The 22352-nt window shown below is 34.4% G+C and carries 23 protein-coding genes and 2 pseudogenes; 7 read left to right on the top strand and 18 right to left on the bottom strand.

The window, feature by feature from the left end:
- Positions 1-46: 46 nt before the first annotated feature.
- The gene (locus AC2CGR_RS08780; RefSeq protein WP_087963971.1) at positions 47-379 is read left to right on the top strand and encodes a DUF3889 domain-containing protein; all 333 of its coding nucleotides are present in this window, start codon (positions 47-49) and stop codon (positions 377-379) included.
- A gap of 27 nt (positions 380-406) precedes the next feature.
- Here the strand turns inward: AC2CGR_RS08780 and AC2CGR_RS08785 are convergent, their stop codons facing one another.
- The 5 genes from AC2CGR_RS08785 to kynU form a co-directional block, all read right to left on the bottom strand.
- The gene (locus AC2CGR_RS08785) at positions 407-1042 is read right to left on the bottom strand and encodes a Pr6Pr family membrane protein (protein ID WP_087963970.1); all 636 of its coding nucleotides are present in this window, start codon (positions 1040-1042) and stop codon (positions 407-409) included.
- 16 nt (positions 1043-1058) lie between these two features.
- Positions 1059-1964, bottom strand: coding sequence for a serine hydrolase domain-containing protein (locus AC2CGR_RS08790; RefSeq protein WP_131102355.1), 906 nt, complete (start codon positions 1962-1964; stop codon positions 1059-1061).
- 114 nt (positions 1965-2078) lie between these two features.
- Entirely contained in the window at positions 2079-2918 is an 840-nt protein-coding gene (gene kynA / locus AC2CGR_RS08795; RefSeq protein ID WP_087963968.1) for a tryptophan 2,3-dioxygenase, read from the bottom strand.
- Between the two features lie 32 nt (positions 2919-2950).
- The gene (gene kynB / locus AC2CGR_RS08800; protein WP_000858054.1) at positions 2951-3580 is read right to left on the bottom strand and encodes an arylformamidase; all 630 of its coding nucleotides are present in this window, start codon (positions 3578-3580) and stop codon (positions 2951-2953) included.
- A 2-nt stretch (positions 3581-3582) separates the two neighbouring features.
- Positions 3583-4869: a kynureninase gene (gene kynU, locus AC2CGR_RS08805; protein WP_087963967.1), complete on the bottom strand. Its 1287-nt coding sequence runs from the start codon at positions 4867-4869 to the stop codon at positions 3583-3585.
- A 159-nt stretch (positions 4870-5028) separates the two neighbouring features.
- Here kynU and AC2CGR_RS08810 point away from each other — a divergent pair, with 159 nt between their 5' ends.
- Positions 5029-5640, top strand: a complete 612-nt coding sequence (locus AC2CGR_RS08810; protein ID WP_087963966.1) for a TetR/AcrR family transcriptional regulator — start codon at positions 5029-5031, stop codon at positions 5638-5640.
- Positions 5641-5675: 35 nt separating this feature from the next.
- Here the strand turns inward: AC2CGR_RS08810 and AC2CGR_RS08815 are convergent.
- Positions 5676-6113: pseudogene (locus AC2CGR_RS08815) on the bottom strand (NUDIX hydrolase).
- A 96-nt stretch (positions 6114-6209) separates the two neighbouring features.
- On the opposite strand from AC2CGR_RS08815, the gene AC2CGR_RS08820 reads away from it, so the two are divergent.
- Entirely contained in the window at positions 6210-6998 is a 789-nt protein-coding gene (locus tag AC2CGR_RS08820) for an arylamine N-acetyltransferase (RefSeq protein ID WP_270185099.1), read from the top strand.
- Positions 6999-7300: 302 nt separating this feature from the next.
- Here the strand turns inward: AC2CGR_RS08820 and AC2CGR_RS08825 are convergent, their stop codons facing one another.
- The 6 genes from AC2CGR_RS08825 to AC2CGR_RS08850 all read right to left on the bottom strand — a co-directional run bounded on the left by AC2CGR_RS08825 (position 7301) and on the right by AC2CGR_RS08850 (position 13343).
- The gene (locus AC2CGR_RS08825) at positions 7301-8398 is read right to left on the bottom strand and encodes an L-dopachrome tautomerase-related protein (RefSeq protein ID WP_087964051.1); all 1098 of its coding nucleotides are present in this window, start codon (positions 8396-8398) and stop codon (positions 7301-7303) included.
- A 719-nt stretch (positions 8399-9117) separates the two neighbouring features.
- Complete coding sequence (locus tag AC2CGR_RS08830) at positions 9118-9375, bottom strand: DUF3977 family protein (protein ID WP_071715655.1); 258 nt, start codon at positions 9373-9375, stop codon at positions 9118-9120.
- Positions 9376-9487: 112 nt separating this feature from the next.
- Positions 9488-11338: a sigma-54-dependent Fis family transcriptional regulator gene (locus AC2CGR_RS08835; RefSeq protein WP_087963964.1), complete on the bottom strand. Its 1851-nt coding sequence runs from the start codon at positions 11336-11338 to the stop codon at positions 9488-9490.
- Positions 11339-11651: 313 nt separating this feature from the next.
- Positions 11652-11990, bottom strand: coding sequence for an NIPSNAP family protein (locus AC2CGR_RS08840; protein ID WP_071725629.1), 339 nt, complete (start codon positions 11988-11990; stop codon positions 11652-11654).
- 27 nt (positions 11991-12017) lie between these two features.
- Positions 12018-12560: a GNAT family N-acetyltransferase gene (locus AC2CGR_RS08845; RefSeq protein ID WP_087963962.1), complete on the bottom strand. Its 543-nt coding sequence runs from the start codon at positions 12558-12560 to the stop codon at positions 12018-12020.
- A 12-nt stretch (positions 12561-12572) separates the two neighbouring features.
- The gene (locus AC2CGR_RS08850) at positions 12573-13343 is read right to left on the bottom strand and encodes a DeoR/GlpR family DNA-binding transcription regulator (protein WP_087963961.1); all 771 of its coding nucleotides are present in this window, start codon (positions 13341-13343) and stop codon (positions 12573-12575) included.
- A 253-nt stretch (positions 13344-13596) separates the two neighbouring features.
- On the opposite strand from AC2CGR_RS08850, the pseudogene AC2CGR_RS08855 reads away from it, so the two are divergent.
- Positions 13597-13849 (top strand): annotated as a pseudogene (locus AC2CGR_RS08855) (hypothetical protein); the annotation flags it as partial.
- Positions 13850-13889: 40 nt separating this feature from the next.
- Here AC2CGR_RS08855 and AC2CGR_RS08860 read toward each other — a convergent pair.
- Positions 13890-14546 carry a DUF4085 family protein gene (locus AC2CGR_RS08860; RefSeq protein WP_071715660.1) on the bottom strand — a complete coding sequence of 219 codons (657 nt, stop codon included), beginning with the start codon at positions 14544-14546 and terminating at the stop codon, positions 13890-13892.
- Positions 14547-14767: 221 nt separating this feature from the next.
- On the opposite strand from AC2CGR_RS08860, the gene AC2CGR_RS08865 reads away from it, so the two are divergent.
- On the top strand, positions 14768-15364 hold the full coding sequence (locus AC2CGR_RS08865) for a hypothetical protein (protein ID WP_000914455.1): 597 nt from the start codon (positions 14768-14770) through the stop codon (positions 15362-15364).
- Between the two features lie 82 nt (positions 15365-15446).
- Here the strand turns inward: AC2CGR_RS08865 and lpdA are convergent, their stop codons facing one another.
- From lpdA to AC2CGR_RS08890, 5 genes are all read right to left on the bottom strand, one after another.
- Positions 15447-16826, bottom strand: a complete 1380-nt coding sequence (gene lpdA, locus AC2CGR_RS08870) for a dihydrolipoyl dehydrogenase (RefSeq protein WP_071715661.1) — start codon at positions 16824-16826, stop codon at positions 15447-15449.
- 15 nt (positions 16827-16841) lie between these two features.
- The gene (locus AC2CGR_RS08875; RefSeq protein WP_071715662.1) at positions 16842-18041 is read right to left on the bottom strand and encodes a dihydrolipoamide acetyltransferase family protein; all 1200 of its coding nucleotides are present in this window, start codon (positions 18039-18041) and stop codon (positions 16842-16844) included.
- Positions 18042-18068: 27 nt separating this feature from the next.
- Positions 18069-19103, bottom strand: coding sequence for an acetoin:2,6-dichlorophenolindophenol oxidoreductase subunit beta (acoB, locus tag AC2CGR_RS08880; RefSeq protein WP_071715663.1), 1035 nt, complete (start codon positions 19101-19103; stop codon positions 18069-18071).
- A gap of 17 nt (positions 19104-19120) precedes the next feature.
- On the bottom strand, positions 19121-20119 hold the full coding sequence (gene acoA, locus AC2CGR_RS08885; protein WP_071715664.1) for an acetoin:2,6-dichlorophenolindophenol oxidoreductase subunit alpha: 999 nt from the start codon (positions 20117-20119) through the stop codon (positions 19121-19123).
- Between the two features lie 169 nt (positions 20120-20288).
- The gene (locus tag AC2CGR_RS08890) at positions 20289-20768 is read right to left on the bottom strand and encodes a DinB family protein (RefSeq protein ID WP_071715665.1); all 480 of its coding nucleotides are present in this window, start codon (positions 20766-20768) and stop codon (positions 20289-20291) included.
- A 188-nt stretch (positions 20769-20956) separates the two neighbouring features.
- Here AC2CGR_RS08890 and AC2CGR_RS08895 point away from each other — a divergent pair, with 188 nt between their 5' ends.
- Complete coding sequence (locus AC2CGR_RS08895; protein WP_484480755.1) at positions 20957-21802, top strand: SDR family oxidoreductase; 846 nt, start codon at positions 20957-20959, stop codon at positions 21800-21802.
- 40 nt (positions 21803-21842) lie between these two features.
- Positions 21843-22352, top strand: a complete 510-nt coding sequence (locus AC2CGR_RS08900; protein ID WP_087963960.1) for a GrpB family protein — start codon at positions 21843-21845, stop codon at positions 22350-22352.

A 22352-nucleotide genomic window follows, 5' to 3' on the forward strand; every position in this document is an offset into this window, starting at 1 on the left:
TTGAAAAAATATGTAAACAATATAAAAAAGGTAAAAGGAGTTCATCATGAAAAAATTGTTAAAACGTGTCGCACTCGTCATTCTATTCCTAGCTACATGTTCAAATGTATATACAGGCTCATCAATTGTTCATGCGCAGCCGCCGTATGCGAAATGGGGGAAACTTGCTGTAGAGAAAACGAAAGAACAGTACCCAAAAGCGGAGATTATTGATTACCTTCATATAGGTAGAAAACCAAAAACCGTTCAAATAACAGTTGAAAAATTTAAATTGTGGTTACGTGAGGACGGAAAAGAATATGGTGTTTTTGTTGATGTAGAATTTGAAACGAAGACGGAGAAATTTATAAAGATGTCGTTTCAGAAGACGAGTAGATAAAATGAAAGAAACCCGGCTGTTATGAATCTAAACAGCCGGGTTTCTTTCATTTCTAAAATTTCGATTCCCTAAAAATCTTACCAATATACAAATAGCGCCAATTACAACTGCTATCCCTATACTGTATAAAAGTACTCTACCATATCCACCTATTATCGGATCTAAAAACGGATAAGGATACCAATTCACGATTGGGCCACGTATTAAGCTATATACAACATAAAAAAACGGGAATAAGAGCCAACTTGCGGCTTGTTTCCATGTAATTTTATTACTAGGTGGATTTAAAATCCAATCTAAAAGCATTGCGATTGGCATGATATAATGTAACACCGTATTTACCCATGGTATTGCGGTTTGAAGTGATTCTTCTAACCCTCTTAATAATAAAAAATAAATGAGTCCAGTCGTAAGTATGTATACAGTTGCTGCACCACGAAGTATACCAAACTGTTCTGATCGACCAAATGTAGCTGTTCCGATACTACTTAAAAGGAGAATACATGCAACTAAAATGTTACTTTCGATAGTGAAGAAACTAAAAAAGTTAACTGGATTGAACGGTTTCACTTGTGCCCGTATTATAAATTGCGTAATGATTGCACTAAATGCTAGAAGGCTTAAACATAGTCTAAATAAAGATAATGTTTTTACATCCCTCATAGAGTCCCTCCTCTTCTTATACACCTTGTACATGCTCGATAAATAACTTTAATGGAACGAGGCCACGTTTAGGCATATGACTACTTATTACAGCAACGACCTCTAACTGCGGAATGATAACGATGTATTGCCCGCCATATCCCATAGCAAAGTACATACAATACGGTATGTGAAATCTTTCATTATTCAATACCCACCAGTGATATCCATATGCCCCGACATGTTCATACGTTTCAAATAGAGCCGTACTTGATTCTTCTAACCATTTCGATGATACAATTTCATTCCCCTGCCAATATCCATTCTGTAAACATAATATTCCTAACTTTAATAAATCTTTAGACTTCATTTTCATTCCGAAGCCGCCGACATGTATTCCTTGCGGATCTTGCTGCCACTCATATTCAGTAATTTCTAATGGATCAAATACATATCTTTTCGCAAACTGCTCTGTCGGCATTCCAGTAGCTTTTTGGATAATGTAACTAAGTAAATGCGAAGAACCTGAGTTATAATTCATTTTTGTAGCCGGTTCTTCAATTATTGGTTTTTCTAATATGTACTGCACCCAGTTATCCGATTCTACAAAATCATTTGGGAAAACAACCCCATTCCCAAACTCCTTCCAATCTTCTCCTGTAGTCATCGTTAATAAATGATACAGAGTCAAATCCTGTTTTTCCTCAGATACATTTTCAATCCACTCTGTAATCGGTGTATGTATATCATTTATATAGCCTTTATCGATTGCAATACCAATTAATAAAGATACAATGCTTTTTGTAATCGAATTTATTTTATATAAGTTATTTGTACATTCGAGTGTTTTATAATACTCAGTTGTTAATTCCCCTTTTTGATAAACAAGAAATGTATTTACTTTTTTCTTTTCAAATTTATTTTCTAGCTGCTTGAAATCCAATACTTTACCTCCATTTAAACAGTTACTCAATTATTATATCTTGTAGCTTCTATTAAAGCATAATTGAATTCAAATAAAAAACAAACCTGTCAGTTTAACTGACAGGTTTGTTTTTTATAATTTCGTGCGAACATTCCAAAGCTCTGGGAAGAATTGTTGATCAAGTACTCGTTTTAAATAAGATACACCTGAAGAGCCACCTGTTCCCATTTTATGTCCGATAATTCGTTCTACCGTTTTCATATGACGGAAACGCCATTGTTGTAGCCAATCTTCAATATCGATTAATTTTTCAGCAAGTTGGTATAAGTTCCAATACTTTTTCACATCGGCATACACTTCAAGCCATGCCGCTTCTACCGTGGCATCTTCTTCATAAGGCTGCGTAATATCGCGATTCAACACATCTTTATGAATAGGGAATCCTTCTTTTACAAGTGCTTGAATTGCGACATCATACAAACTTGGTGCATGTAGCGCCGTATGAAGTCGAGCGTGTAATTCTGGATCTTTTTCATAAATTTTCAATGCATGTGGCGTTTTATAACCAAGCGCATACTCAATCATACGATATTGATACGATTGAAAACCTGAAGCTTGACCGAGCGAGTCACGAAACTCAATGTACTCTGATGGTGTTAATGTCGCAAGAATATCCCAAGATTGAATAATTTGAGACTGAATTTTTGATACACGTGCTAACATTTTAAAAGCTGGTTGTAATTTATCTTGTTTAATAGATTCAATTGCTGCATGTAATTCATGTAAAATAAGCTTCATCCAAAGCTCACTTGCTTGGTGAATAACGATGAACAACATTTCATCATGATGGTCTGATAATCTCTTTTGAGAAGATAGTAAACTATCTAATTGTAAATATTCCCCGTACGTCATATTCTCTTTAAAGTCTGTATGAATCCCTTTTTCCATAATTACCTTTTCGTTTTCTTTCATATTAGCCAAACGCCCCTTTTATATATTTCTACTTATATTGGTCTAATAACTGCTCGAACTGGACTTCCATCTGCATCTGTTAAGGCAAGTGGTAATGCGATCAATTCATAATCGCCGTCTGCTACGTGATCTAGTACGACATTTTCTAAAATGTGTATGCCATGTTTAAACAATTGATGATGCGCTTCTAATTCTTTATCATCTAGTGGATCAACTGACGGTACATCCACCCCGATTAAACGTATACCTTTCTCTGAAAGAAACGGTGCTATATCCGCACGTAAATGCGGGATTACATCTGGGAATTCATTCGCTTTACCATGTGAAGATGTGCGTAATAACAAGCGTTCTACTCCTTCTAAATGAAAGTTTTCTAATTCCTTTTTCCCGATGCTTTCAAGATTAGAAACGTCAATGATTCGCGTAGGTCCGACATAAACTTGAATATCTAAATCGAACACTTTTTTTCCATCATTATCAAAATGAAACGGTGCATCAATATGAGTACCTGTATGAATACTCATCGTTAACTTTCCAACATTTACTGAGCCACTCTCTTCTTTTGACCATGATACTTCATACGAGAACGGTGTATCCCCTGGCCAAGTAGCAATATCATTATTTAGCGGTTGTGAAATATCAATCCACTCTGAAGTTTTCATACTTATGCCACAACCTCTCGCTTATTTTCAAACTGTTTATACTCTTCATCTTTCATGATTTTCTTTAATATTTGTACAGATTTCCACACTTCTTCGTATGTGTTATATAAAGCAACTGGAGCAAGTCTTACTCCATTAGGTGCACGGAAATCAGGGATAACTCCATTAGCTTTTAACGCTTTACATATGCGTGCTGCTTCAGCATGCTCTAAATAAATGTGTCCGCCTCGTTTTTCATCCTCTAATGGATTTCCAATTGTAAATCCAAAATCTTTTAATTCATGATCAATTAAATTAAGCATGTATCTTGTAATATGTAGGGATTTTTCACGTAAACGTTCTATACCAGCATCTTTAAAAATTTCAAGAGAACCGATTAACGGCGCTGTACTTAATACGTGAGGAGTACCAATTTGATATGCACCTGCATGATCAGCTGCAGTTAATATATGTTCCATATCAAACTGCTTATCTTTTCTAGAACTAAACCAGCCAGACAAGCCTGGAAGTCTATTAAAATGCTTTTTATTTACATAAAGGCCGGCAACACCACCAGGCCCTGCATTTAAGTATTTATAATTACACCAAATACCGAAATCAACATCCCATTCTTTGAAATGATGCGGAATAGAACCGATTGAGTGACATAAATCGAACCCGATATGAATCCCACGCTTATGTGCTTCCGCTGTTAAACGTTCCATATCAAGAATTTGGCCACTTCTATATAGTACAGAAGGTAATAAAATTAACGCGATATCATCTGTCATTGCATGAATAATATCATCTTCAGAAAGTGTTCTACCATCTCGGCTCTTTACTCGTACTAAATGCTCATCAGGATCTAAGCCTTTTAAACGAATTTGACTTTGAAGTGCATATATATCGGACGGGAATGTTAACTCATCCGCAAGAATTTTTGTGCGAATTCCTTTCGGCTCATAGAAAGTTGCGATTACTTGATGAATATTCGTTGTCGTGGAACCGGTTACAATAGTTTCTTCTGGTAAAGCTCCAATAAGAGGTGCAGTCAATTCACCTAATTTCTCCGAAAGGAAAAACCACGGATGCTCACCCTCGGTCCAGCCGTCAATGCCATACTCTTTCCATGAATCTAGCAAAGTAAGTAACGATTTCTCTGCTCTTTTTGAAAGTAGCCCTAATGAGTTTCCATCTAAATATATTGTTCCTTCTTTTTTATAAAATTCAGTTTGAAAATCTTTCAGTTCATCATGTTTATCACATTCAAGCGCATACTCATAAGTTGGTTGAAATGGTTCTTTATACATGGTGTCACCTTCTCTTAATTTTCTTTTTATTCTAACTAATTGAAATATATCACCTTAGTTGATATAACGTCAATGATATTATGTCAGTTGACTTTATATATGAATTTCTTTTACAATACAGTTATATTTTCAGATATTTCAGTATAAAGAGGTGATTCTTTGAAAAACACTACTCTTTCATCAAGAAAACACCGCTCCTTAGAAACAAAGAAAAAACTTTTACACTCTGGTTACACGATTTTTATACGTAACGGATTTCAAAAAACAACAATTACACAAATTATTAAACATGCAGAAACTGGTTATGGAACGGCATATGTATACTTTAAAAACAAAGATGATCTTCTCATCGTTTTAATGGAAGATGTTATGAATCAATTTTATGATATTGCCGAGCGCTCTTTTTCTCCTGAAACAAAAGAAGAAGCACGTAAAATGATTCAAAACCAAGTGAGAGCATTCCTCCAATTAGCTGAAGAAGAACGGGCTATTTTACAAGTTGTAGAAGAAGCGATCGGATTATCAAGAGAAATACGGCAAAAATGGGAGGAGATTCGGGAACGTTTTATAAAAAGCATTAAACAGGATATTACATACTCTCAAGAAAGTGGATTAGCACAACCTAATTTAAATAAAGAGATTGTAGCACGCGGTTGGTTCGCGATGAATGAATCGTTTCTTTGGACTATTACGCAAAATGACAAAAAGATTAACTTAGAGGAAATTGTGTATACGTTAACGGAGATGTATACGACCGGGTTATATAAATAGCACACCTTCAATAAGTAAGGTGTGTTATTTTACATCTATAAAAATATATTATCTGGGTATGGTATTGCTAAAGTAGGCTTTTCAGAAAATGAGAAATATTGTAGTTTTAAAGATTCACCATCTATCGATTTCAGTTTTCCACTAGTAATTTCACATTCAAACACAACAACAATATATTCTACTTGATCGCCATTCGGATATATATGACGAAACCTTTCCCCTCCAAATACCCCTTTTTGTTTTTTTACTTGCACTTTCTAACCCGTTTCTTCCCACACTTCACGAACTACCGCTTCTTCTGGAGTTTCTCCAGGCTCAATTGCTCCAGCTGGCAAACTCCAGTATTCTCCACCAGGATATTGAAATAAGATTTTCCCTTGCTCATTTTTAATAACAGCAGCTACACTCGGTATTCGAATTAGCCCATGTCCTAATTGCTCACGGGTTTTTTTATAATATAGTGACATCGACATATAATTCTCTCCCACTCCCATAATAAACAACTGTATTTCCTGACACCTATTGTATAATAATACCAATAACAATTTCTATATAGAAAGGATAAGAAAATGCCCCAAGTACAGCTAGTAAATAGCTTTCTATCATTTTTAGGTACGACAAAACAGCCTACTAGCTTAAAGTTTTTAAATGAGCTTATTAAAGCTCATCAAGAAAAAATAAAATGGGAAACCCTTACTAAAATAATTGACTGGGAAAAGGGTAATGAAACAGGTAATTATTTTCCTTCCATTGAGACATACATAAACCGTATTACAACAAAAGGTCTCGGGGGTACTTGTTGGACGCACTCAATTGGATTCCATTGGTTATTATCAAATCTTGGTTTTAATGTTCATTATATGTATATGGATCCCGGACATTTATGCTTACGGGTTAACTTAGACCAACCTTATTATGTTGATGTTGGTTATTGTGCACCTTTATTCCAAGCTTACCCACTTTATGAATCATTTCAAGTAAGTAATGTAAGAGAAACTTTCACTTATGAAGTCTCAAATAATAGGATTGAAATTGCTAGAAATCCAGGTCTAGCAAAGATCTTACATACAGAGCCAATACATTTATCAAGTATGAAAGAACTCATTACAAAGTCTAACGATTGGCATACATCTCTTGTATTAAAGAAAATTCAGATTTTCGGTTATATCAATGGTATTCCAACTTCTATTAATGATAATGTTTTAAAACGATATTTCCAAGGTAAGAAAATAGAACAAAGCCTTACATCTTCTGGACTTAATTATTGGATAACAGAAAGATTTTGTATTAATCAAGAAATATGTGAAAGAGCTATTGAGATTTTCAATGAAAAATCTTCAAATAGAATGTGGCCATAAAGCATACTCCTTATGATCTACATAACTAACAACATCCCATTTTAACTTTTCATTAATTTCACTCATAAGTTCGGGTATTACTACTTCACCATATTTTTTAAAACATTCATGAGTTTCTTCGTAATTTTAAAATAAAGTTTGATTAAAAATATCGTGTTAACCCGTATTCTATGGTAAATAAAAAGAATCCATTTTGAAAAAGATTGATCAAAATGGATTCTTATCCAGCAGGTTTATATTTTGATTTTATAAAAAAGTTTGATCATTTTCTATCAATGAAAACAATTGATTGACAATTTTTATTATGAAAAGGTCGGAGCAGGAATTTCATCAATTTTGATACGAAGTAAACTATAAGGTTTCTGTCGTAAGTCTTTTCCATAATGAAATCTAGGCTGTCGATGTAATTGGTTCACAATGACATACAAATATTGATCCGGACCAATTGAAAAAGTATCCGGCCACAAAACTCTCGGATCATGTGCGATAGTTTCCATTATGCCATTTGGCAATATCTTACGGATACTGTTGTTTTCATAATCTCCAGCATAAACAGTTCCCTTTGCATCGGTGATCATTCCATCAGACGCACCTTTTTCTCCCCAATACTCCACATAATAAGGTAAATTCATGTCCGGTATCGTTCTGTCTCTCAGGGCTTCTGTTGAGATCGAGAACAAATGCCGACTGGTTAGTGGAGCAAAAAATAATATCTTTCCATCAGGAGAAATCGCAAGACTATCAGACGCCAACCTAAATGGAGAAGTTGAACCGTCTTTGTTTCGATTCATTAAAATTTGACCTTCTACTTTCGGTAAAAAATAGGGATCGGGTGAAGTTGAATTTGCTCCATTTAACCGTCTAAACGCGTTTCCATTTGATAAATCTACGACGATAATAGCTCCTGGTCCTCTTGAAGAAGAATCCGTTATATAGGCATAACCTGCTTTTCCAACACGAAAATCGAAACGGACATCATTCAGATAAGTTGTAGGCAGGACAACATCTTCTGTAAAGGTATAAACTTTTCTTATTGTATTGGTTTCTAAATCAACAGCGACTAATTTTGCCCCCCCTTTAATAGGTTCAGAAAAATTGGGTGCCGCTGTATCTAATATCCAAAGCGTTCCCCTTCCATCAGCAACTACACTTTGGACACTGATGAAAGTCATTGGGATATTCTCGGGGTTAACCAAATTGGTTTGTAAATTAGGATAAGGCTGCAATTTATCCTCAAAAATTTCCGCCACCGTAAATTTAACATCGTCTCCCCATTTCGGAAAGCAAATGAAAATACGACCGGTTTCTGAAACAGTAACACCTGTAGGCATAGCCCCATAAAATGCATAAACTAGTTCTAAATTACCGAAATATTTTTCACTAGGTAACATAGGTTTCATAATATCCTCCTCAAGCATTCAAACGGGATATCTCCTATATATGATTTATATTTTTTCTAGTGCATGTTTCTTAATATGTTTTTCTATACGAAAAGATGATTGAATTGATTGTTTTCGAAATTTAATAAGTCTGTCAGAAGAAAGGAAACATTTTAATTTAAATATCTCCAGATGAAGTAGAATTCAATTAGCAGGTAGCGAAGTTCAATATTCCCAAATCAACGTTAAGCTGGTATAAAAAATGGGGAAATTTCTCCCTTTAAATTTGTGAAAAAATGTACTTAAGCTAAACTGCCCATTAGTTTAAGTGTAACACTTCACAAACAATCTTTTGAGTATTCTTATTATTCCTGTTTTCTCAATAATCTGGCCCTTTAATTGAACAATACAACTGAAATTTAAGGAGCAAAAGAAAAACCTTATATTAATACAGGGTTTTATCAATCTTTTTTATAAATTATCAAACTTTATTTTAAATCAATACCACACTTCATTCCATGTACCATGAGTGACTAACGGGTGCTTTGAACAAGAAAATAAAGGTGAGTACATATTATACATGACTAATATGCGCTCACCTTTATTTTTTTAGGATTTTTAGCTTTTAGGTCTTGATAATAATTTTTAGTGGTTTTATTTACAATTTATATTTAGTAAAATTGCTTTTCATGAATTTGATATAAGTCAAAAGAATTTCCTGGTCAATATAACTTCGCATGTTAGCCCACGTTTTCTTTATCCAGTCTACTTACAATTCCAACTATAAATTTATATTCAATCCTCCTCTTCTTAACTTTTTTAAACCCTTCTTTCGTATCAAAAATTAAACACGTTTTCCGAAACCACATTCGTACATATAAAGACTCAAAATAAATAGGTTTTATAATTCCTCGTTCCTCAAATTCAGTTCCATCTTTATTTTCAGTTTCCGTTCGAACGAACCACCTATTTCCAATACCAATTTCAATATACTTCACATAAGTCCTCCCTTCCGGAAAATAATTTCTAACTATTCTATTATTTCCCCGGTAAGCGCATATTCCGACAGAACGTGAGCCCATAAAGAAAAGTAGATTACAAAAATCTACTTTATAGCTTATATTTTTGCATTCGTTTATAAAATGTACTTCGAGGTACATCTAAAAGTTTTGCAGCTAATGAAACATTTCCATTTGTCTTTTCTAACGCTTCAATCATGCTATCACGCTGTATTTTTTCACGGAAATTTAATGTGTTCTCTGTTTTATTTTCTGCTTGCAATTCAAATTGATGTTGATTTCCCATCATTGTTTGTAATAAAAAAGAGATTTGTTTTTCGCATATTTCTCGTCCTTGCGACAAAATGTAGATGCGTTCTAATACATTTAATAATTCTCGAATATTTCCGGGCCATGTATGCTGATAAAATTGATTACAAATACTTTTTGGAAATATAACATTCCAATTCTTTCGTTCGCAAAAATGTTTTATAAAATGCGGAATATCCTCTTTTCTTTCTATTAACGATGGGACATATAGTGGATAAACATGCAAACGATAATATAAATCTTGACGGAATTTTCCTTCTTCCACTAAACGTAATAAATCTTTATGTGTCGCAGTAATAATACGAATATTAACCGGTACCTCTTTTGCACTTCCAATTGGGGTTACTGTTCGTTCTTGTAAAACTCGCAATAACGCTACTTGCATCTCTGGCGGTACTTCACCAATTTCATCTAAAAATATTGTTCCTCCGTCTGCTTGTTCGAATTTCCCTTTATATCCTTGGCGCCGTGCACCTGTAAACGCTCCTTCAGCATAACCGAACAATTCACTTTCCATTAATTCTTTCGGTAATGAACCGCAATTAACAGCTATAAAAGGACCATTTTTTCGAGGACTATTTTCATGAATTGCTCTCGCAACATATTCTTTCCCTACACCTGTTTCCCCGCACACATATACTGTAGCGTCAGTTGGAGATACAAGCTTAATTTCTTCTAAAGTATGTTGAAATACATCGCTTGTCCCAATAACTCCAGGGAAAGTCATTCCGTTTATAAGTGGGGAAATAGAAAATAAATTTTCTTGTTTATTTTCCTTTACATAAATACATTTCCCAATCATTCTGTTATTACTGTATACTGGCACTTCTAACTTAGATTTCAATCCATTGTGCATTAAATCTTCAAGTTTCATTCGTGACCAATTAGAAACTCGTTCCCGAACACTCTTACTCGCAGAAACGATAACATCGCGATGATTACAAATTACTACTTGTTCATCACTGTCAATTACATCTAAAAAACGATGGATTAAATGCAGTTCATTTTGATGTATTCGAATACTACATTCACGTTCAATCGCATGTGCAATCGAAGTTACCATTCCGAGCATATATGGATGCGAAAATTCAATTGGACAGGAGAAATCTAGAACGCCAATTAATTTCCCATCATCGTTATGAATGGGAGCAGCTGCACAGCTCCAGCTATGAGATGCGACAGAATAATGTTCTGTACCACTTATCATAATAGCCTCTTCAATCTCAAGCGCGGTACCTATCGCATTTGTACCAACTGCTGCTTCTGTCCATTTCACACCTTCAATGAAATTAATATGTTTCGCTCGTTTTAACGTTTGTTGATTTCCACTTAACGATAAAACGTAACCGTCTGGATCAATTAATAATGCCATCATTTGCAGTTCATCAATGGTTTTTCTCATATTTTGTATTTGAGGGATTGCTATATCTAGGAAGATTTCACTCTTTTTCTTTTGGTCTTGAAAAATATTAGAAGACAAAATTTTCTGACCTTTATTCATATGAGGATTCACATTTGCTTGTTTACATCGATGCCATGACTCTGAAATTCTTTCGTTTATACGGTTTGAATCAAGGACTCCTTCATCAACAAACTTTTTCCATGTATGTAAGTAATATGGTGAAGCTAACATTGTATCATCTCCCTTTTAATTGTTTTGGAGATTTATAAAACATACTTTTATTATAAAACTGAATAAAAGCGTTTTCAATAAAACTAGAAAGACGACACAAATATGTTAATAATTTGAATATCTTAATGCGCTTCTTTGTGCTTTTTTAGTAGCACTATATTTTGTATAATGGACGCAACGAAAATATATAACCAAAACCACTTTTGTGGACTGCCATTTATAAAGAAAACAATCACGGCTATTGCAAATAAAATAGTGGATGCTACACTAAAATATAATTTTATTTTCATTCCCCTTATCCCTTACCTCTCTATCACTTTATAGTACATACTAACTCTTCATTTTTCATCTCTACTATGTACTTCTGTAAAACATATTCTCTTCCGCCATGTTTTTCATACCATTCATGTATTCTTCTAATATGCTTCTCGTCACTTCTAATTTTCGATTCAATTTCTTTATACTGTTCATAACTATCATATTCCCATATGGCAAACACTTCAGTCGTACCATTCTTATTATCTTTCATCCAACGTCCTATTAGCCTAGATCCATGCTTTAACTGATTAGGTAAGTTTGTGTTATTGAAATGATCATTAAATATTTTAATAAATTCACTTTTTACTATATAGTACTTTCTTCTATAAAACATACATTCCCACCTCTTTTATAAGCAGACTCAAATACACCTTCCCATTACAACCGTATTATAATACTTCCCATCCGACATCCTTTTATCATTTTTTAAAATACCTTCTACTTCAAAACCTAATTTTTTATAAAGCTCAATGGCTTTTTCGTTTGTCTCTAATACTTGTAATGATATTTTTTTAATCTCATTTCCATCAGCCCAATGAATAGATTGTTGCAATAAACTCTTCCCCATTCCATATCCCCAAAACTCCTTCAAAATACAAACGCCAAATTCTATTTTATGAGATAATCTCTTCAAATTTGAACCTTCGCATCTTGAAAATCCAACGATTCGATTGTGCACTTCTGCAACTAAAAACAGATTCTTTGTCTCGTCACTATCTGTTTTTATTATTTTTTGAAACCCTATCTTATCTATAAATCCCTCTCCAGCTTCTCTATCCATATTTTCAGTTTCTCCATCGATCTGAACTCTAATTTCCGACAACTGTTCCGCATCTGTTTCAGCTGCAGAACGAATTGTATAAGTTAATCCATTCACATGAAATTCTTGTCCTTTTATAATCATTTCAAACTCCTTTTACATGCAGTCTATTGGTGCTATTACAATCTCTTTACCTTGCTTCTCAAATTCTTGAATCGTTTCTTTACTAGCCTCCGAATCTGTTATTATAAGGTCAATTTCAATCAGTGACTCTCCTTTTATAAAGCAGTCTATTCCAAGTTTATTATGAGGTGCTAAACAAATATTCTTTCTAGCAATCTTACTTACTGTTTTACTAAAATAAGCAACTTCCGGCGTTGCAGTACTTATACCATTCAATGAAATACCACCACCTGTAGAGAAATGAAGATCAATAGAAAATCTACTTATCAATTCAGAGGCAAGTGTATCTGTCATATTTCCTGACGGTTTCACCTTTCCACCAATTAAATACGTATCAATGTTCTTATATTCCCGTAACGTACTAGCAATTTCTATAGAATTCGTAACAACTGTAAATGATGTTTCAGGTAAATATTTTAACATGGCATAATGAATCGAAGCCCCACCAATAAAAACGGAATCTCCTTCTTGTATATAAGAAGTTGCGATTTTTACAATTGCGTCTTCATATATAGAACCATTACTATAACGCTCAAATGGATCGGCGGCTAAATTCCTTACTCTAGCAAGTTCAATTGCACCTCCGTGCGTTCTTTTCAATAAGCCATCCTTCTCCATAATAGACAAATCTCTTCTTATAGAATCGATAGACATATCGAAACTTTCCGCGAGATCCTTTGCGATTACTCTTCCATCTTTCTTAAGTAACTCTAAAATTTTCTCTCTACGCTCTTCAGTAAACATGTTCCCACCACCATTATTGAAGATTCAGAAAATTAATCTATATTTTAATTATATGCATGTTTTTTCTGTTTTACAATATTTTCAATACTTCTTTATTCAACTCTATACAGGTTTTCTCCCTTTTTCTATCCCATTAACTTAATAACTAAATAAATGTATATTTTTATATTACGCAATTGCCATTCTATTCACCCTTCTATAAATGTAAAATCATTCCTATGTTTATCTTTTTAATACAGAAAGGTACTACACCAAAACAAAAAAAAGCACTCTTGAAAAGAATGCAATGCACTATGAAGAAGTATTTAAAAAAGAATACTATAGAGCAACTGTTGAAAATGCAAAATGCTAAAAAGGTTCCATCTGAGTTTTCTTTCACTACCGACATTGAATTTAATATGAAAACTTTACCAAAAGATTTAAATAATATGTATCTATACATAGATAGCAAAGCTGCTCCATTAACAGATACATATTGGAAGCTTGATAATTTAGCAACGAAATAAAAAACAGTCAAATAAGTCTGTTTTTTGTTTGTAAAGTTTACTAGTTACCTATCTTAAGCAATACATCTTTTGCACAAATCGTCACTTCTTCAAATGGGCAATCAAATAAAACACCCAATTCGAATCCTTCATTAATAAGATCTATTTCATGACATAACCACCAAGCACCTTCAAAATTTTCCGGAACTGAACATTTCGTTACGCCTGTAAAAGTTACTTGCAGTTTATCAAATCCACTGAAAGTACCACTGCAATCTAAAGTTATAATTAGCGTATCTTCTGATTTTCTCTCAACTGATTTGACTACACTGTCATGTAGTGAGTATTCATGTAGTTGAACGACATTCTGCTCGAGCTTTTCTTTTATTGTATTATAATTATCTATATATGCTTGTTCTAAATCATTCATTCTTTTCTCATAATCCTTTGTCCATTCAAGTATAAGTTTCTTTAGTTTTTCCGATGGGTATTCTGAATTAATTGTATTGTCATGAATGTATGGATGCAGTGATTTAGGGAGGAACTTTAATAAATCTTCTTTCTTTTCTTCCACGTCTTCTCTTAAACTTTGCTTATAATCCATTCCTATCTTTTCGCTCTCTCGCAACATCTTTTCCCATTCTTCTACTGTTTCTGAGAAAATTAAAAATCCAGACACTTGCATTTCTTTATACCAATCTTTATTGAAATACTTCAATGGCTTTCCTCCTAAAACATTTTAACATCCAATAGAAGCAAAATATCTATTTATTATATCATTCCAATTACCATTTTTTCTAAAGAAAAAATGCAAAACTGTAAATATTCCGCCTTTTATTTCTAAAACTTCAGAATATTTACAATAGTCTATAATTAGAATACATTTTACTAGTACAAAGATTCACCTGTACAAAAATCTAAACAAAAAGGGATGGTTATATGTTGAAGAAATTAGTAGCAGGTACATTAGTAGCGGGATTTGCATTAACTGGAGGACTAGGAGTAGCAAGTGCTGAAGAAAAAAGTAACACAATTAAGTCTTTTGATTATTTAAAAGTGGATGAACAGAATGTTAATTCACTTACAAAATTAAGTGATCAAGATAAGAAAGACATCCAAATTACTATGGTATTACCAGAGCAAAATGAAAATGGAGATTGGTTAGCTTATGGTTTTACTAGCCGCGAAACATTAGATGCTTATATTGAAAAGGATAAAAAAGTACTTAAAAATAAAATTAATCCTTTAGGTAGCGGTGCTGGTAGTACTGATTTTTATGAACATAAAGATAAAGGTGGTCAATATATTTACTGGAGCAGCGGCTTTAAAAACTTACCATCTAGCTGGAACGACAGAATTTCCTCTGTAAGTACAGCATCACCTTCTGCAAGTTATTCAACGACACTTTGGGAGCATACTTCTACACAAGGATATGGAAAAGGTGTTATATTTAAACACGCTGATTGGTACGGTAAAACTGCTAATCTAGCTGCTGATTGGAACGATATTACTTCAGCGATTGACGTAAAAAAATAATAGGATATTCAATTTCTTCTGTAAAAATTCAAGCCACTATTCTCTCTTTCATTTAGAGAATAGTGGCTTATCATATTTCTATTTAAGCATGTACAGCATGTCCTACCGCTTGCAATAGCGCTTCATGAATCGCTTCAGATAAAGTTGGGTGTGCCGCAATATAATCTCTCATAATATCAGCGGTAACTTCTGTATGAATCATTACAGTTCCTTGTCCAATCAGTTCAGTTGCATGTGGACCAATAATAGAAATCCCTACAATTTCTTGATATTTTGGTTCCACAATAACTTTTACTTTACCTGTTTGTTCGCCAATAATAAGCGCTTTTCCGTTTGCTGTAAAAGGAAATTCTCCAATTTGTATGTCACCGTACTGCTCTCTTGCATCTTTTTCTGTTAAACCGACACTAGCAATTTCTGGAGCTGTATATATACAGCGAGGTACAGCATGGTAGTTTACTTTTACATCTTCTCCACTTGCGTGTAATGCTGCCGTAGTTCCTTCATGGAAGGCAACGTGAGCAAGTTGGATTCCACCAATCACATCACCTGCTGCGTAAATATGTGATACATTTGTTTGCATATGTTCATTCGCAGAAATTCCTTTATTTGAATATTGAATGCCTGCTTTTTCTAAATCTAATTGTTGTACACGTGGTTTTCGGCCGACAGAAACGAGAACAAATTCTGGATTAACTTCTTGGATACTTCCTTCATATTCAAATGAAGCCTGCTTCTTATAATTATTTAATCCTTTTAAAGCTGCTCCTGTAAATATTTCTACACCATCATTTTCTAGTTTCCCTCTTAAAATGTGTGCGATATCTTCATCTTCACCTGGTAATAATTGCGGTGCCATTTCAACAATCGTAACTTTTGTTCCAAGACGACTATAAATACTTGCAAACTCGCATCCTATTACACCACCGCCAACGATTAATAATGATTTTGGTATATAATCTATGGACATTGCATGGCTGCTATTTAAAATCCACTTTCCGTCAAATGGAGCAAAGGGTAATGCAGTCGGTTCTGAACCTGCTGCTATAATGAACTGTTCTCCATCTACTACATCTTCTTTATCACCGTATATAACTCGCACACGATGATCCGTTTCAAATTTCGCTTTACCTTGTATAACTTTTATTTTATTTTTCTTCATTAAATATTGAATTCCTTGGACGAGCTGCGTTACGATTTGTGATTTCCTTGCCTGCATTTGCTTCCAATCAATTGATATACTTCCATTGTTAAATGTAACTCCATAATGATTCGCTTTTCTCACAATGTCATGCACTTCTGCACTTTCTAACAATGATTTTGTAGGCATGCACCCAACATTTAAACAAGTCCCGCCAAGATCAGCTTCATCAATAAGAGTGACATCTTTTCCATTTTGAGCCGCGGTAATTGCCGCTACATAGCCAGCAGGTCCGCCACCAATAACGACTAGTTTACTCATTCTCTCACCTTCTCTTTATAAAAGAATTGTTACAGGTTCTTCTAAATAACGTTTAATTGTGCGTAAAAATGCAGCTGCTGGTGCACCATCTAATACACGATGATCGAATGTTAAACTTAAAGGTAACATACTGCCTTTTCTTATTTTCTTTCCTTTATATACTGGAACATGTTCAATTGCACCTACGCCTAAAATACCAGTTTCCGGCGTATTTAATACTGGCGTAAAATATTCAATTCCAAAGCTACCTAAATTACTAATTGTAAAGGTTGTACCTTGCATATCATCACTACTTAAACTACCTTCTCTTGCTTTTTGTGCAACGTTTTTAATTTGTTTAGATAACTCTACTAAAGATAGATTATTAGCAAAGCGAACAGCTGGAACGACTAATCCTTTTTCTAATGCGACTGCCATACCTAAATGAACATGTTCAAATTGATGAATAGTATCATCTATATAAGCACTGTTCATTTCTTTATGTTCTCCAAGTGCTAATACAACAGCACGAGAAACAAAATCCGTAATGGTTAGTTTGTTATCGTATCGTTTTTGCACAACGTCCGCTATCTCTTTATGTAAAGCAACTAAATCTGTAACATCTACTTTCATCGTTAATGTTAATTGCGCGCTATTTTGTAAGCTTGCATGCATACGGTTTGCGATTGCTTTCCGCATACCGGTAACTGGAATTACTTTACTTTCCTCCTGTTCAAGTACTTTTGGAATTGCTACTCTTTCTTCAAGCGCCTTTAATACATCTACCTTTGTAATTCTTCCACCTGGACCGGTACCAAGTAATGATTTAATATCAAGATTTTCAGTTTTTGCAATTTTCTTCGCTACTGGAGATATTTTAACTCTTTGCTTCGTCACATCTATGACATAAGGTTCTGGATGTTGGACCTTTTTAGGTTCTGGATTAGATGTTTTTTCTTCTACAACATTTGTACTTTCGTAGACTTCTACTTTTTCATTCGGCTTACCGATATAACAAATTACAGTGCCAGGTGGAACTCCCTCATCTTCACTTACAGCTATATCAAGAACAGTTCCATCAGCTGGTGCTTCTATTTCCGTTTCGATTTTTTCCGAGTTAATACTAGCAATTAGTTCACCTTTTGATACATGGTCGCCTGCTTTAATATTCCAGCTCGTAATAATACCTTCTTTCATCGCCATACCTAACTTTGGCATTACAACTTCTACAGCCATACTGCTCTCTCCCTTCTCATCGTTTTATTACACATGTAATAAAGATTGGTCTCCGATCATTTCTGATACAGTTTCAATTACTTTTTCTGGCGTTGGCAAATACAACTTTTCAAGTGGTGGCGAGAACGGAACAGGTGTATGTGGTGCAGTAATTCGTTTAATAGGTGCATCTAGCAAATCAAATCCTTTATCCGCTACAATTGCCGCGATATCTGTTGCGATACTACATCTTGGGTTTGCTTCGTCAATGACGATAAGACGATTTGTTTTTTCAACAGATGCTAAAATCGTATCTTCATCAAGTGGTGATAAAGATCGTGGATCGATTACTTCTACTTCAAGCCCCTTTTTCGATAATTGCTCAGCCGCTGCAAGCGCCGTGTGAACTTGTTTTCCAATTGCGACGATTGTTACATCAGAACCTTCACGTTTCATATCGGCTTTCCCTAATGGAATTGTATAGTATCCTTCTGGCACTTCACCTTTCATGTTGTAAAGTGTTTTATCTTCAAAGAAGATTACTGGGTCATCATCTTCAATTGCCGCTAACAATAAGCCTTTTGCGTCATACGGAGTGGAAGGAACGACAACTTTAATTCCTGGAATGCTCGTAAATAACGCATATAAACTTTGTGAATGCTGTGCTGCTGCGCTAAAACCTGCACCATGCATCGTACGTACCGTAACTGGCACTTTCGCTTTACCACCGAACATATAACGGAATTTTGCACCTTGGTTTAATACTTGATCAAGACAACTACCGATAAAATCATTAAACATTAATTCAGCAATCGGACGTAAACCAGTTGCTGCAGCTGCCATTGCTGCTCCCATATAACCCGCTTCTGAAATTGGTGTATCTAAAATACGATTCCGACCAAATTCTTGTACAAGACCTTTCGTAACACCAAGAACACCGCCCCATGCTTCATCATCTTGCAAATGATCAACTTGCGCACCACCTGCAACGTCTTCTCCTATTAAAATTACATTTTCATCACGGCTCATCGATATTTTCATCGCTTCATTGATTGCAGTTGACATACTTACTGTTCTAGTCATAATTTTTCACCCTCCTCTTATTTATAAGAAACATAAACATCTTTTAATAATTCTTCATCATCTGGATACGGACTATTTTCACTAAACTCAATTGATCTTTGTACTGCCTCATCTACTGCCTTTTCCATATCCACAAGTTCAGACTCAGTTAATAAAGCTTCATGAATTAAATGCTTACGGAAATTCACAATTGCATCTTTTTCGTTTAAATGTTCTTCTTTTTCTTCTGAAGTTTTATATGTTTGTGCTTCACCTTCGAAATGACCGTAATTACGATATGTCATACATTCAATTATGGTTGGACCACCACCATTACGTGCATGTTCTACTGCTTCTTCAGCAGCTTTATATACAGCTAGAAGATCCTTTCCATCCACTTGAACACCTGGAATGTTATAAGCTTTCGCACGATCCGCGATAGAATCACAACTTGAAGCATATTCAAATGTCGTTGCTTCACCGTAACCGTTATTTTCAGCGATAAAAATAACTGGTAACTTCCAAATCGCCGCTAAGTTAACTCCTTCATGAAAAGTCCCTTCATTATTCGCTCCGTCACCGAAGAAGCAAACACTTACATCTTTTGTTCCTTTATACTTAGCAGTTAATGCCGAACCGCAAGCAAGCGGGAAACCACCACCTACAATTCCATTCGCACCAAGCATTCCTTTATCTAAATCGGCAATATGCATGGAGCCGCCTTTACCTTTACATAATCCTGTCGCTTTACCAAAAAGTTCAGCCATCATACCGTTTAAATCACAGCCTTTTGCGATACAATGTCCATGTCCTCTATGCGTACTTGTAATACTGTCACTATCCGTTAAGTGGGCACATACACCAACCGCTACCGCTTCTTCACCTGCGTATAAATGGACGAAACCTGGCAGCACGCCTTGAGCGAACAATTCATGTACTTTATCTTCAAACTTACGAATCTCTAACATTTTTTCATACATCCAACGAGCTTGTTCTTTCGTAATTTCATTCCCTTTACTTTCAGTTGTTTTTAACATGTCCAGCCCTCCTATTTTCTTGTTCATCTTTTATATTGCAAGTACTGTGCCAAATTCTAATCCTTGATTTAATAGGTTTTCTCTTTTCTTCCATAATAAAAAAGTGGACAAAATGAGACACTTGTCTCGTTTTGTCCACTTTTGTTCACCTAATTTGAGAATTATTATCTTATTCATTATCAAAACTCTTCTGTAACTTCCGAATGTAAATAATTTGACCAATATGATAAGCATTATGAGTTGTTACATTTGCTAGCACTTCCCACCACTTCGCACATACTGGAAATCCAATTACATCACTTTCAACCTTCTCTTCATTGATAAGTTTTTGCCATTGTAACAGTTTCTCTAGTAGTTTTTCTCTTAACTCATCGAAGGTTTGATTATCTGAAAGCATAAAACTTTTGTTATTATCACCAATAGCGGGCACGGCATTCACATTTGATTCTTTATACCTAGTTTGCCACGTTGAGTTCCAATACAATAAATGTTGTACAATTTCAGCTATACTATTACTCTCTTCATTCGGTTTCCAGAAAGCCTCTCTCTCAGATAGATCTTTCACTGCATCTGAAAACGGAATATACCAACTAGGATCGTTTGCATTGGCTAATAACTGATCTGCTAATACATCTTTCACATGGGCCATTTTTCTTCCCTCATTTCATTAACGTATTCCTACTCACTTCTCTATATACGCTGAGTCCGTATAATTTCCTCTTTTAAAAATCTCATAGAATATAGAGTTAACGGGTAATTCTCTCAAAACGAATATAAGAATAATAGATTTTCTTATCATAACTCGTTATGATAAAAGAAAAAGAAAGAGAGCAAAAAATGAATAAAAAAATCGCAGTTATAACCGGGGCTTCAAGTGGGTTCGGTCTTTTAACAACAATTGAACTTGCGAAAAAAAACTATTGCGTTATCGCTACAATGAGGAACCTTGAAAAACAAGTGAACTTACTATCTCAAGCTACCCAACTCAGCTTACAGCAAAACATTAAAATTCAACAATTAGATGTAACCGATCAAAACTCTATACATAACTTTCAATTATTTTTAAAAGAAATAAACAGAGTAGACCTCCTTATTAATAATGCAGGATATGCTAATGGTGGCTTTGTAGAAGAAATTCTAGTAGAGGAATATCGCAAACAATTTGAAACGAATCTTTTTGGTGCTATATCGATCACTCAGCTTGTTTTACCATATATGAGAGAACAACAAAGTGGAAAAATAATTAATATAAGTAGCATTAGTGGACAAGTTGGATTCCCCGGTCTATCTCCTTACGTTTCTTCAAAACATGCATTAGAAGGATGGAGTGAATCCCTTCGTTTAGAAGTAAAACCATTCGGAATAGATGTTGCTTTAGTGGAACCTGGTTCTTATAACACGAATATTTGGGAAGTTGGTAAACAACTAGCTACAAACCAATCTGATACTACTTCTCCTTACAAAGAATATATGGACAAAATACAAAAACATATTAATAGTGGCAGTGATACATTTGGTAATCCAATAGATGTTGCTAATAAAATTGTAGAAATTGTTGAGTCTAAGCGTACGAATTTACGATATCCAATCGGTAAAGGTGTGAAATTTATGATCTTTGCAAAGAAAATTCTTCCTTGGAGATTGTGGGAATACCTTGTTTTGAGAAGCTTTAAGAAGATGTAATTCCCTTTTTTAAAAACCATTTGAAAGAGGTGCTAATTAAATGTTAGGTTTACCCTACGGTAAAGTGTTTTTAGTTCCATGGACTGAAGAGTGGGCAATTGAATTTGTAAAGGAGAAACAATTCATTGAGGAACAAATTGGCGAACATATTTTAGCGATACACCATATTGGTAGTACTTCTATTCCACATTTAAGTGCAAAGCCAATTATTGATATAGCAATCGAATTAGAAAATTATACGGACGGTGTACATTGTATTAAAAAGTTAGAACTACTAAACTATAAATATAGAGAAGATGTATTGCCTGAACGATATTATTTTAATAAAGGTGAGCCAAGAACTCATCAAATTCATATGTATGAACGAGGGAATACATATTTAATAGAACAATTACAATTTCGAGATTACTTAATAGACAATAAAACTGCTCGTATACAGTATGAACAGTTAAAGATTCAACTTTCAAAAGCTAATCCTAATGATAAACATCAATATGCAGAGGATAAAACAAATTTCGTTACATCTATTTTAGCTAAAATAAATACTTAA

The sequence above is a fragment of the Bacillus sp. LSHTCR4 genome (assembly GCF_057197025.1).